Source organism: Streptomyces sp. NPDC050732, assembly GCF_040654255.1.
GTDB lineage: Bacteria > Actinomycetota > Actinomycetes > Streptomycetales > Streptomycetaceae > Streptomyces.
Genome location: NZ_JBFAHP010000006.1, coordinates 35,593 through 47,772, shown reverse-complemented (window position 1 = coordinate 47,772; position 12,180 = coordinate 35,593). Strand labels below are relative to the sequence as shown.

The window sequence follows — 12,180 nt, the reverse complement described above, 5'->3', positions numbered from 1 at the left end:
CGCCACGGAACACCTGGACAGGAACGAGCACCACGCATGAACGGGATCATGGGAACGCGGACCGCTGCCTCCGCTCCGACTCGGTCGCATGACCGGAACGTCACCTCCGACGCTGACTGTGACGCCTTCATCAGAGACATCTACGACCAGTACGGCCCCCTGCTCGTCCGGTACGCCGCGCGCTTGCTGGACGGCGACTGGCACAAGGGAGAGGACGTCTTCCAGGAGACCGCGGCCCGAGCCTGGAAACACGCGCGTTTCCTGGGCACCCGCAACGAAAGCCTCAGACCGTGGCTGTTCACCGTGGCCAGAAATATCGTGATCGACCATCACCGGGCGCGTCAGATACGGCCGTTGGAGCACATGTCCGTCGACGAGCTGGACGTCTCCAGCGACAACACGGCATCCGCGATCGACTCCCATGTGGTGTCGCAGGCCCTGGAGCAGCTGAACGAGCAGCAGCGAACCGTCATCTGCCTCATGTACTACCTGGAATGCAGCGTCGCCCAGGCGGCCGAACACCTCGGCATACCGGCGGGCACCGTCAAGAGCCGCGCCTTCTACGCCGTGCGCGCGTTGCGCAAAGCGCTGGAGAAGCAGGGGATCTTGGGCGCGTGACCACGGCGTGCCCCCGGTCGCGCACGAGCGACGGAGACACAAGTACGACGAGCGCCGACGGGAGCGTCATGCAGGACCCTCACTCCTCGGAACCGGGAGCTTGTGCTTCCCGACCGCTCTCTCCGGCACGGTGGGCGCGGGGTCCCCATCCTTGTCGAGGGCGGTGAGCCGGTCACGGACCTGCTGAGCGCTGTGTGCCATCGCCCGCGCTTCAGCGCTTTCGAGGGCGTTGACCCAGTCCGTCCGTGCGCCTTCCCGGTCGCCCATGGCCAGCCGGGTGTCGCCGAGCCGCATCAGTGTGCCGATGGCGTTCCTGTGGTCTCCCAGTTCCCCGAACGCCCTCGACGCCCGCTGGTAAGTGGTCACCGAGTCGTCGTAACGGCCGAGCAGACGAAGGTTGTGGCCCAGGATGTCCCACCCCTGGGCCAGCTGCCAGGGCGCGTCGAGGCGGTGGAACAAGGCGATGCCCTCCTCGCTGTACAGAAGGCTCTTCTCCAGGTTCCCCAGGTTGGAATGGAACCAGGCGAGCTCAAGGAGGCACTCGGCCAGCCACAACTCTTCGCCCGTCTCCCGGGAGAGTTCCAGTCCCCGCTCGGAGGCCGTCACAGCGTCCGCCGTCCGCCCGAACAGGAACAGCGCACAGGCCGTGACGTAGTGGGCCCGTGCCTGTTCACCGATGTCGTCGAGCTCTTCGAAGATCGCTGTCGCGTCTCGCAGCTGGCGCAGGGCTTGCTCCTGATGCCCGAGGTAACCGTGGATACCACCCAGGTGCCGTAGGCAACGGCCCTCTTCGAGGCGGTCGTTATGACGCCGGGCCACTTCGAGGGCGGGGGTCAGCGCGGCGATGGCCTCGGGCCAGAACTCCTGACGGTTGAGGTACTCCTTGAGCGACCAGGCGAGCCCGGTGATGTGCGGGTCGAGCTGCTGGCTGACGGCGGTGTGGAGCAGGCCTGTCAGCACCTGGTGCTCGGCGGTGAGCCATCGGGTCGCCTGCTCGACGGTGGTGAGTTCTTCCGGCGTGACGCCCGCGCGGGGCGCACCGAGTTCCAGGTCGTGCGAGGTGTCCTGCTTGAGGAACCGGTTCGCCTCGCAGGCGGTGAACATGTAGTGGTCCAGGACCCGGAGAGTGGCGTGCTGACGACCCTGGCCGGTCTCGTGGGCGTGAGCGAGCTCGGTGGCGTAACCGCGGAGGAGGTCGTGCAGGCTGTAGCGACCGGGCAGCGGTTGCTCCACGAGGCAGGAGCTGAGCAGTTCGGCGAGTGCGCGGCGGGTCCGGGAGAGGGGAAGGCCGGCGAGGCCGGCTGCGGCGGGGGCCGTGATGTGGGGGCCGGGATGCAGGGCCAGCAGGCGGAAGAGCCGGGCGGCGTGCTCATCCAGTGACTGGTAGGACCAGGAGAAGACAGCGCGCACGTCGGTCGTGATGTCGAAGCCGGCGAACGCTTCGAGTCCGCCGTGGGTCTGTTGCAGGTCTTCGACCACGGCGTGGAGGGGGAGCGAGGGGTCGAGTTCCGCGCGGGCCGCGACCACGGCCATGGCCAGGGGGAGCCGGCCGCACAGATGGACGATGTCGGCTGCGGCGGTGGGCTCGGCGGCGAGCCGTTCGGTGCCCAGACGCCGTTCCAGGGCCTCGTGCGCCTCGGCCGGTGAAGGCAGCGCGAGCCGCAGGGACTTGGCGCCGTCGGTGGCGACGAGGCCGGGAAGTTGGTTACGGCTGGTGATCAGGGTCAGGCAGCCCGCGCCTGCGGGAAGCAGCGGGCGCACCTGCTGCTCGTCGCGGGCGTTGTCCAGGACGAGGAGGATCCGCCGGTCGGCGAGGAGACTGCGGAAGAGTGTGCTCCGGTCGGCGGTGTCTTCGGGGATGCGCGGGGCGGGGACGCCCAGGGCGGTGAGGAAGCCGTGCAGGGCGCCACCGGGCTCGACGGCGGGTGCGTGCGGATGGAATCCGCACAGGTTGACGAAGAGCTGCCCATCGGGGAACGAGGAGGCGATGCGGTGCGCGTGGTGCATGGCGAAGGTTGTCTTGCCGACACCGGGAGCACCGCTGATGACCACGGCGGGGGCAGTGGTGGTCCCGGGTCGGCCCGTCGCACCGATGACGGTGGACAGCCACGCGCCTTCGGCCGCCCGTCCCGCGAACACCGGGAGGCTGCGCGGCAGTTGCGCGGGGCGGGCCAAGGGCAGCGGAAGGGATGCTGTTCTCCCGCCGTCCGCGACTGGCGCGCCACGTGCGTCGGACCGGGCTGCCGCATCGTCGGGCGGGCCGGCCGCCGAGGCTGCCTCGCCCCCGTCCCGTGCCCCGGTCGTGGTGGTCCCGGTCGGACGGCGGCCGTGCTGGGCCACCGTGTCGTTCGTCCGGCCGGCCGGGTGCAGGGGCGGCAGGTCGTGGTGGAGGATGCCTTGGTGCAGGGCGCGTAGGGCCGGACCCGGTTCGAGGCCGAGCTCGTCGGCCAAGTGTTGGCGTACGTCGGTGTAGCGCCGCAGCGCTTCGGGGTGCCGGCCGGCGAGGTACAGGGCGCGCAGCAGCAGGGTCCAGCCGGTTTCCCGCAGCGGATGCTGCGCGGTTATCTCCTCTGCCGCGTTGAGGGCTTCGGTGATGCGGCCCAGCAGGAGCAGGCCGGTGGTGCGGATCTCGCGAGTGGTCTGCCGCAGCTCTTCCAGACGAGCTGTCTCCTGGACGGCGAACAGGTGGTGCGCGGCGTCGGCGAACGCCGTGCCGCGCCACATGTCCAGGGCCTTCTGGGCCTCCTCCACGACGCGATCGGGCCGACCTTGGTCCATGAACCGTTGTGCTTGGGCGACGGACCGCTCGAAGCGCACGGTGTCACGGTTCTCGGGCGGCACCCGCAGGGCATAGCCCAAGGGCTCGGTGACCAGCACCTCGAAGGCCCCCTGGCGGCGCAGACGTTGGGGTTCCAGGATCGCGCGTACCTTGCTGATGTGGGCGTGCAGGGAGCCCATCGCCGCGCTGGGCGCCCGCCCCGGCTGCTGCGGCCACAGTTCCTCGTACAGAGTCTGCGGAGAGACCGCCCGGCCGTCGGCGAGCAGCAGGCGAATCAGCAGGAGTCGCTGCCTGCGCCGACCCGGGTCGAGTACCGCCCCCGCCCGCCGTACCACCAGCGGACCCAGCACTCCGAAGTCGAGACCTTGTCCCACAGCTGTCACCGTTGTCCGCTCCCCGCATATCGGACAGGACGATAGCAGGACGGCCTCCGTCATCGACCCCCTCGGGAGCGGCATGCAAACAGATGTCATGACCTGTGGCGATACATGAACCGCTGTGACGTTCAGCCCGTTGAGCGAGCGAACGGTTGTCGTCCGGAGTGGAGAAGAACATGGTCGTCGAGGGAACGAGCACTGACCGGTTCGAACCGGTAAGAGCGGCGCTGACAGCGCACCTCGAAGCCGGCGAGGAGTTGGGGGCGTCCATCGCCGTCGATGTGGACGGGGTCATGGAAGTCGACCTGTGGGGTGGCCACGCGGAGGCGGCACGGACCGTCCCGTGGCAGCGGGACACGTTGGTGAGCATGTGGTCGACCACGAAGACCCTCACCAACCTCGCGGCCCTCGTCCTCGTCGACCGGGGCGCACTGGACCTGCACCGCCCGGTCGCGCACTACTGGCCCGAGTTCGCCGCCCGGGGAAAGGAGCACATCGAGGTACGGCACGTCCTGGCCCACACCTCGGGACTTTCCGGCTGGGAGCAGCCCTTCTCCATGGAAGAGCTGTACGACTGGCCCACCGCGAGTGCCCGGCTGGCCGCGCAGGCACCCTGGTGGGAGCCGGGCTCCGCATCGGGCTACCACGTACAGACCCAAGGACAGCTGGTGGGAGAGCTCGTCCGGCGGGTCAGTGGCCGTACTTTGACGGAGTTCGTCGACACCGAGATCGCCAAGCCGACACGAGCCGATGTCCAGATCGGTGCGCGCCGGGCCGACTGGCCGCGCATCGCCGACCTGGTGGCGCCCTCGCAGCTCTCCGGTATACCCACCGGCCTCGACCCCGACGGGATCTTCACCAAGACACTGTTTGGCAGCCCCGCACGTGACGAGCATGTCGACACCCCGCGGTGGCGCGCCGCCGAACTCGGAGCCGTCAACGGTCACGGCAACGCACGAGGTATGGCCCGGGCGCTCTCCGTCATCTCACGGCGCGGCCAGGTCAACGGCCTCCAGCTGCTCTCCACGGAGACGGTGGACAAGGTGTTCGACGTCCAGGCCGACGGAGTCGACCTGTTCCTGGGCGTCCCCGTCCGCTGGGGCATGGGCTACGCACTCGCCGACCCGAGGACGATGCCGCACATGCCCACCGGCAGGATCTGCTTCTGGGTCGGTCGGGGCGGTTCGATCGTCATGATGGACCTCGACCGGCGCGTCACGTTCTCGTACACGATGAACCGAGTGGGCGACGGGATCCTCGGCTCGGAGCGCACGCACAGCTATCTCAGGCATGTCTACGAAGTCCTGGAGTCCGCGGGCTGAGGTGCACCTTCCGGGTGAACCGACCCGGCCGACCCCTCGTAATACGAGACGAAGGACGCTCCACCACGCGGGCCGCAGCCCGGCAGCCGCTCTCCGCGCCGATGCCTTGAACGCACCGGTCTCCTTCGCCTCTGTCCGGTCCGTCGCGGGCCATCAACCAACCAAGAGGGATTCTCACGTATGCGCATCACCCACCACGTCCGTCCGAGCCGCAGAACCGCGCTGCTTGGTGTCACCGCGGCCGTAGGACTGTCCGCCGCCGCCGTCACCCTGCCCGGCACGGCCGGCGCGGCGCCCCACCCCGCGGTACGCCCGACGATCGTGCTGGAACACGGGGCGTTCGCCGACGCCGCGAGCTGGGACGGCGTCGTCGCCCGGCTGCAACGTGCCGGCTATCCGGTGGTGTCCGCCGCCAACCCGCTGCGCGGTCCGGCGAACGATGCCGCTTACCTGCGCAGCGTCCTCGACCACATCGACGGGCCCGTGGTCCTGGTCGGCCACTCCTACGGCGGCACCGTCATCAGCCAGGCCGCCGCGGGCCTGGAGGACAAAGTGAAGGCTCTGGTCTACATCGCGGCCTTCCTGCCCGACACGGGCGAGAGCTCGATCGGGCTGACGAACAAGTTCCCTGGCAGCACCCTCGGCGAGGCCATCGAGTCGGTCAACTACTCCCTGCCCGACGGCGGTCGGGGCGCGGACGTGTACATCAAGCCCGAGAAGTTCCGCAGCCAGTTCGCCGCGGACGTGCCGGCGGACAAGGCCAGGCTCATGGCAGCCGGGCAGCGTCCGGTCGCCGCCGCCGCACTGGAGGGGAAGTCCACCGAGGCCGCCTGGAAGACGATCCCCTCCTGGTCGCTGGTCACCACGGGGGACCGCAACATCCCCGTGGCCGCCCAGCGCTACATGTCGGCCCGCGCCAAGGCCCGCACGACGACCATCGACGCGTCGCACGCGGTGTCCGTGTCCCGCCCCGAAGCCGTCACCCGCATCGTCGAGCAAGCAGCCCGCACGGTCCGGTGACCGACGGCCCGGCCCTGTCGCCCGTCGCACGTCACCGCATCCGCACCCGCACAGCCATGCCCGCTCGGGCACTTCACCATCAGACGCATTCACCCCGGAAGGCAGCAACCACCATGGCGTTCATCACCGTCGACCAGGAAAACTCCACCAGCATCGAGCTGTACTACGAGGACCACGGCACGGGACAGCCGGTCGTGCTGATCCACGGCTACCCGCTCGACGGCCACTCCTGGGAGAAGCAGTCCGCCGCACTCCTGTCGGCCGGCTACCGCGTGATCACGTACGACCGGCGCGGTTTCGGCCGCTCCAGCCAGCCCACCACCGGCTACGACTACGACACCTTCGCCGCCGACCTGAACGTGGTCCTGGAGACCCTCGACCTCAACGACGCCGTGCTGGTGGGCTTCTCCATGGGCACCGGTGAAGTCGGCCGTTACCTGGGCACCTACGGCTCCGCCCGGATCGCCAAAGCCGCCTTCCTCGCCTCGCTGGAGCCCTTCCTCCTCAAGACCGACGACAACCCCGGCGGCGTCGACGGCACCATCTTCAAGGACATCGAGAGTGCCGTCACCGCCGACCGCTACGCCTACTTCACGGATTTCTACAACAACTTCTACAACCTCGACGAGAACCTCGGCACCCGCATCAGCGAGGAAGCCGTCCGCAACAGCTGGAACGTCGCCGCCGGCGCCTCCTCGTACGCCTCCCTGGCCTGCGTGGCCACCTGGTCCACCGACTTCCGCGCCGACGTGTGCAAGATCGACGTTCCGGCACTGATCCTGCACGGCACCGCCGACCGCATCCTGCCCATCGAGGCCACCGGAGAACGCTTCCACCAGGCACTCCCGCAGGCCGACTACGTCGTCATCGAAGGCGCACCCCACGGCCTGCTGTGGACCCACGCCCAGGAAGTCACCGACGCCCTCGTCGCGTTCCTCGCCAAGTGACCAACGGCCGATGCCTCACCTGCCGCCTCACCTGACGTGAGGCGGCAGGCGCGGGCTTCGGTACTGGGCCTTGCAGTCGCTGCAAGGCTGAGGACGGCAGCATGTTGTCGATCAGTGATTTCAGCGAGATGTGTGACCTGCCGCCGCAGACACTTCGGTACTACCACGCCGAAGGCCTGCTCGTTCCGGCCGACGTCGACGAGTGGACCGGCTACCGCTCCTACACGTTCGGGCAGGTCGAACGAGCCATGCTGATCAATGTACTGCGCGGCACAGGCATGATTGCGGCAGTACGCGAAGGAGGTGGGACAGCAGCGCCAGACCCAGGACGAGGCCATGAGAGACGCACGCGAGTTGCTCGCGTCGCCTCCCGAAGCGGCCCTGCGCCACGTGGACGAGACGACCGTGGTGCCGAGGCCGGTGCCGGGCCCGCCCGCAGGGCGCCACCGCTACGACTGGAATACGGCCGACGCGGCGGTCACTGCCACTGTTCAGGATGTGGTGAGCACCGTGGAGTCGCACGGAGCCGTGGTGGCCGGCACGTCTTGGCGAACCCTGGCCACCGAAACCCCGGAGCAGAAGAGGTGGAGACGTTCGAGTCCCGGGACGAGCTGTCGATCACGAGAATGTCTATACCGGTACCAGCACCTACACCGCCCGCCGCGCTCCGCGCGAGCTGGTGGACTACATAAGGTGCCGGAGTCGCCGGAAGGTGCGCTTCGGCTCCAACTACCCGATGGACGCGTCTCCTCAGGCCCTGGAACATCTCGGCGACCTCGACCTCGACCTCGACCTGGACAAGGAGGCCACCGAGCTGTTCCTGTCCGGCAACGCGCGGCGTGTCTTCAAGCTCTGATCGCACACCGGCCGGGCCGGAACCGCGCCCGTGATCGTGTGGCCAGTTCTCGCTGCCGCCGCACCGCATGCGTCAAAAGACGTGTTGCGTTCGCTCGGCGGGCCGCAGAACGATGAGCCAGCCTCCGGAACGGGTCCGGCGGTGGCAAGTCCATCGGCGCCCCCGGGGGGTGGCTGCACATGTCTGTGCTCGGCTCTGGTTCCAGCAGCCCGTTTCTTGCTGCCGACAGCTTCGAGATGCCCGACGAGGGGGAGAGCCCGGCCGCGTCGGCGCCGCTCGGCCCGGCGGCGTACGAGAGCCCCTTCCTCAGGAGCTATCTCCGCGAGGGTGAGGACCCGGCGGTGGATCCGGAGGCCGAGGAGTTCGCCGCCTTCCTCGCCGAGCTCTACGAGCCGGGGCTCGACGACGCCCTGCTGCGGCTGGCCGGTGAGGCCGCCGCGGAGCATGCGGAGATCGAGTCGGGGGACGGTGGGGCGGTTTATACCGATCCGGCGGCTGTGCGGCAATTGATGGATGACCGTTATGCCCCGCTTGTACGGGAGTTGGAATCGGCCATAGATGCGGTGGCCGACGCGGGCGGCGAGCGCGCGCTGCACGCGATGGAAGAGAACGAGGTGGACACGCTCTTCGAGGCATTCGCCGCGCCGCCGGGCGGCCATCCGCCGGGATCACCCTCCTTCGAGTTCCTGTTCGGCATCGGCAACGTGCTGAAGAAGGTCGCCAAGGGCGCGGTCGGCCTCGCCGGACGCGGGCTCAAGGTCGTCGCGAACCTCGCCCTCGGCCCGCTGCTGGCCAAACTGAAGCCGATCGCCGTCGCCCTGCTCCGCAAGGCGGTCGCAGCCGGGCTCAAGTGGCTGCCGGAGGGGCTGCGCCCGTACGCGCAGAAGCTCGCCGAGCGACTGCCGCTGCTGGGCGCGGGCGAGAGCGAGGCCGGCGACGACACCGGCCGGGAGACGGTCGATGCCACCGGTGATGTCCGCGAGCTGCAGGCCGAGTTCGGGATGCGCGCGGCCGACACGGTGTTCGCCGACACCGAGGCGGCCATGGACCGGCCGGGCGCCGAGTACGCCCGGGAGGCGGACCGGGCCGCCGTCCGGCCCGACCCCGTCGCGGAACTCGACCGCGCCCGCGAGCGGTTCATCGCCGAGCTCGGCGCGGCCGAGGACGGCACCGATCTGACGCCGCAGCTGGAACAGTTCCTGCCCGCGGCGCTGCCGGTGCTGAAGCTCGCGCTGAAGCTGACCGGCGGGCGGTCCGTGCTGGTGAAGACCCTCGCCAAGTTCGTCGCGCCGCTCATCCGGCGGTTCGTCGGGCCGACCGCCGCCGCGGCGCTGTCCCGGGCACTGGTGGACGCCGGGCTGCGCCTGATCCACCTCGAAGCCGGCCCCGAGGACGAACGGCAGGCGGCGGGGGCGGCGATGGCGTCCGTCGTGGAGGACACGGTGCGCGGCGTGGCCGCGCTGCCGGAGCACATCCTCGCCGACGACACCCTCCTCGAAGGCTTCGTCCTGGAGGCCTTCGAGCAGGCCGCCGCCCGCAACCTCCCGCAGATCCTCACCGAGGCCACCTACCAGGACCGCCCGGAGCTGCGCGAAGACCTCACCCTCCGCGGCGCCTGGCTGCCGAAGCCGCTGCGCGGCCGGCACCGCTACCGCAAGTACACCCGCATCCCGTGGGTGACGGTCTCGCCGTACCAGGCGGCACACATCGGCACCTTCTGCGGCCTCAATCTCGGTGACACGCTGCGGTCCAGGCTCGGATACGCGCCCGGCGCGCCGGTCCGCGCCCGCGTGCATCTCTACGAGGCGGTGCCCGGCACCACGCTCGACTCGATCATGCGCGGCGAAGGACTGGAGGACCCCGAAGGCGAGCTGTCCGAGACACCCGCGCTGCACCCCCTGACCCCGGACGCGGCCGCGCTGCTGCTCGGCGAGCCGGCTCTCGGGGAGGAGGCCGAAGCGCGGTACATGGACGGGCAGTTGCTCGGGGTGGGGCAGCGGCTGTACTACCTGGAGGCCGCGGACGCGGGCGCCGCCGCGGCGGCGGACCCCGGCGGAGCCTCGGCGGCGCAACCCGTCGCGGCCCCCGCCCCCGCAGCCCGCCACACCCGCGCCCCCGCGTCCCGCCCCGGCCGGGTCCGTATCAACCTCGGCTGCACCGACGACACCCTGCGGGCCGAGCTCTACCTCACCGAGGCCGAGGCGCAGCGGCTCGCCGCCGGACTGCGCCAAGGCCAGCAGGCCGGACAGCTCCTGGCGCCGCTGATACGGCCGTTGCGCCTGCGGATCAGGGCCGCGCTCACCGGTGGCCACCGGCTCCGCGTCGTCCACGGCGCCGTGCCGTCCGGTGTCGGCGCCGCGGCGCTGCGCCGGCTGCCGGCGGCCGCGCCCGCTCAGCTCGCCGGGGCGGTCGAGGACGCGCTCACCCGCGGGCTCGCCATGCTGCTGAAGGACCACCGGGAGGCGTTCGTCGCCGCCACCGAGGCGCCCGAGGACGGTGCGACCGTACGGGTCGTGCTCAAGGCGGCGCCCGTACTTGCCCGGGTGCGCTCGGCCCTTGACGGCCGACCCGGGCGCCCCGGCCGCCCCGCGGCGCCCGCGACCATGGACGTCACGGTGACCGCGGGCCATGGCACGCGCCGCCGCTGACGCCACGCGGGCCCAGCTCGCCCGCCAGCTCGGCCACTGGACCGCGGCGGCCGACCGGCTCGGCGCCCTGGACGACCTCGCCGCGCCGGCCGCCTGGGCGGGCCTGGAGCAGTACCTCGGCGTCGCGGTGCGCCGCGCCCTGACCGAGGCGGTCAGCGGCCTGCGCACCCGCGGGCACATCCTGCGCACGGCCCTGCGCGCGGCCCACTCGCCCGCCGAACTCGACGCCGTCCGGCGCCGCTTGCTCGCATTCCGGCAGGGCTATCTACGGGCCGAGACCAGCATCGAGTTCTACGCCGACGCCGTGAACACCCGCACCAGCCCGCACATCGCCGCCCTGCTGCGGGCCTGCGACAGCCTCGCCCAGCGCAGCATGGCGGCCGTCCTCGACCCGCTGCTCAAGCCCGTACCGGCGGTGCTGACCTACCTCGACAACGGCGTCGGCGCCGCGATCCTCAAAGCGGGACTGCGGCTGTGGGACGGCAGCACCGAGAGCCCGGCCGCCACCATCAAGGTGACCCGGCACAGCCTGCTCTGCCCGACCGCCGTCCTGCACGAGTGCGGTCACCAAGTCGCCTTCCAGACCGGCTGGAACGAGGAGGCTGCCGCGCTCCTCGCCCGCGCCGCCGCCCCCGCGGGCCCCGACGTCGCCGCGCTGTGGGCGGGCTGGTCCTCCGAGATCACCGCCGACGTCTTCGCCTTCGCGCACGCGGGCTTCGGCGCCGTCGCCAACCTGCACGACGTGCTCTCCGGCGGCCCGGCGTACGTCTTCCGGCTGCTGCCCGGCGACCCGCACCCGGTCGCCTGGCTGCGCGTACCGCTCAACACGGCGCTGTGCCGGCACGCCTACGGACCGGGGCCCTGGGACGCGCTGGAGCGGGAGTGGCTCGCGGTGTATCCGCTCGCGGACTGCCCCGACCCGGAGGCCCGCGAACTCCTCGCCGCCTCACTGCCGCGGCTCCCCGCCCTCGCGGCCGCCGTGCTCGACGAACCGCTCGCCGCCTTCGCGGGGCGCCCGCTGACCGCGCTCGTACCGCCGCAGCGGGTGTCCCCGCAGGCCCTGCGGGAGCTGGCCGCCCGGCTCGGCCCCGCGCTCTACACCTCACCGCACTGGCTGTGGAACGAGGGACTGCGGCTGCTGGCGCTCACCGGCTGGCGGGCGGCGACAGAACCGGAGCCGGCGGCCGGCCCCGCCGCCGGACAGGAGGCCTGGCTGCTGCGGCTCGGAGGCGCGGCCCCGGCTGCCTGACGTAACCGACCGACCCACCACGACCAGGGGGGATCATCAGATGCCCGAGGACAAGGCGTCCCGGACCACCGAGAAGCCACCACCGCAGACGCGCCGCACCACCGCCACCGGCTCGGGGGAGGACCAGCCGACCGCCCGCGGCCCGGTACCGCCCGACCCGCTGCAGGAGATCCGCGACCGCTACCGGCGCATCCGTGACGACCTGCGGGTGGCCACCACCCAAGCGCCGGACGCGGACCGCAAGCTGTGGTGCCTGCCCGACGTGAGCTGTCCCGCCCGCAACCCCGGCGTCGACGGACTGGATGCCGCGCGGGACGCGAACGACGCACTCTGCGGCCAGAGTTTTGAATGACGAGGAGCCCGC

Annotated in this window: 9 protein-coding genes and 1 pseudogene; 9 read left to right on the top strand and 1 reads right to left on the bottom strand. The window is 71.0% G+C overall.

What is annotated here, in order from left to right; genetic code table 11:
- Positions 1 to 48: 48 nt before the first annotated feature.
- Positions 49 to 618, top strand: a complete 570-nt coding sequence (locus AB0H82_RS07160; RefSeq protein ID WP_362989722.1) for a sigma-70 family RNA polymerase sigma factor — start codon at positions 49 to 51, stop codon at positions 616 to 618.
- 66 nt (positions 619 to 684) lie between these two features.
- Here the strand turns inward: AB0H82_RS07160 and AB0H82_RS07155 are convergent, their stop codons facing one another.
- The gene (locus AB0H82_RS07155; RefSeq protein ID WP_362989720.1) at positions 685 to 3,780 is read right to left on the bottom strand and encodes a BTAD domain-containing putative transcriptional regulator; all 3,096 of its coding nucleotides are present in this window, start codon (positions 3,778 to 3,780) and stop codon (positions 685 to 687) included.
- Between the two features lie 170 nt (positions 3,781 to 3,950).
- On the opposite strand from AB0H82_RS07155, the gene AB0H82_RS07150 reads away from it, so the two are divergent.
- The 8 genes and pseudogenes from AB0H82_RS07150 to AB0H82_RS07115 all read left to right on the top strand — a co-directional run bounded on the left by AB0H82_RS07150 (position 3,951) and on the right by AB0H82_RS07115 (position 12,168).
- Positions 3,951 to 5,096 (top strand): serine hydrolase domain-containing protein, encoded by a 1,146-nt coding sequence (locus tag AB0H82_RS07150; protein WP_362989718.1) that lies wholly within the window; start codon positions 3,951 to 3,953, stop codon positions 5,094 to 5,096.
- Positions 5,097 to 5,276: 180 nt separating this feature from the next.
- Positions 5,277 to 6,116, top strand: coding sequence for an alpha/beta hydrolase (locus AB0H82_RS07145; protein WP_362989716.1), 840 nt, complete (start codon positions 5,277 to 5,279; stop codon positions 6,114 to 6,116).
- 113 nt (positions 6,117 to 6,229) lie between these two features.
- Positions 6,230 to 7,063 (top strand): alpha/beta hydrolase, encoded by an 834-nt coding sequence (locus AB0H82_RS07140; RefSeq protein WP_362989714.1) that lies wholly within the window; start codon positions 6,230 to 6,232, stop codon positions 7,061 to 7,063.
- A gap of 101 nt (positions 7,064 to 7,164) precedes the next feature.
- Positions 7,165 to 7,755 carry a MerR family transcriptional regulator gene (locus tag AB0H82_RS07135; RefSeq protein WP_362989712.1) on the top strand — a complete coding sequence of 197 codons (591 nt, stop codon included), beginning with the start codon at positions 7,165 to 7,167 and terminating at the stop codon, positions 7,753 to 7,755.
- Positions 7,680 to 7,919, top strand: a pseudogene (locus AB0H82_RS07130) (amidohydrolase family protein); the annotation flags it as partial. The gene AB0H82_RS07135 and the pseudogene AB0H82_RS07130, both read left to right, overlap by 76 nt.
- Before the next feature lie 179 nt (positions 7,920 to 8,098).
- Complete coding sequence (locus tag AB0H82_RS07125) at positions 8,099 to 10,567, top strand: hypothetical protein (protein ID WP_362989710.1); 2,469 nt, start codon at positions 8,099 to 8,101, stop codon at positions 10,565 to 10,567.
- A complete protein-coding gene (locus tag AB0H82_RS07120; protein WP_362989708.1) occupies positions 10,548 to 11,816 on the top strand; it encodes a hypothetical protein in 1,269 nt (422 codons plus the stop codon). The genes AB0H82_RS07125 and AB0H82_RS07120 overlap by 20 nt, the downstream gene beginning before the upstream one ends.
- Before the next feature lie 40 nt (positions 11,817 to 11,856).
- A complete protein-coding gene (locus AB0H82_RS07115) occupies positions 11,857 to 12,168 on the top strand; it encodes a hypothetical protein (protein WP_362989707.1) in 312 nt (103 codons plus the stop codon).
- Positions 12,169 to 12,180 lie beyond the last annotated feature (12 nt).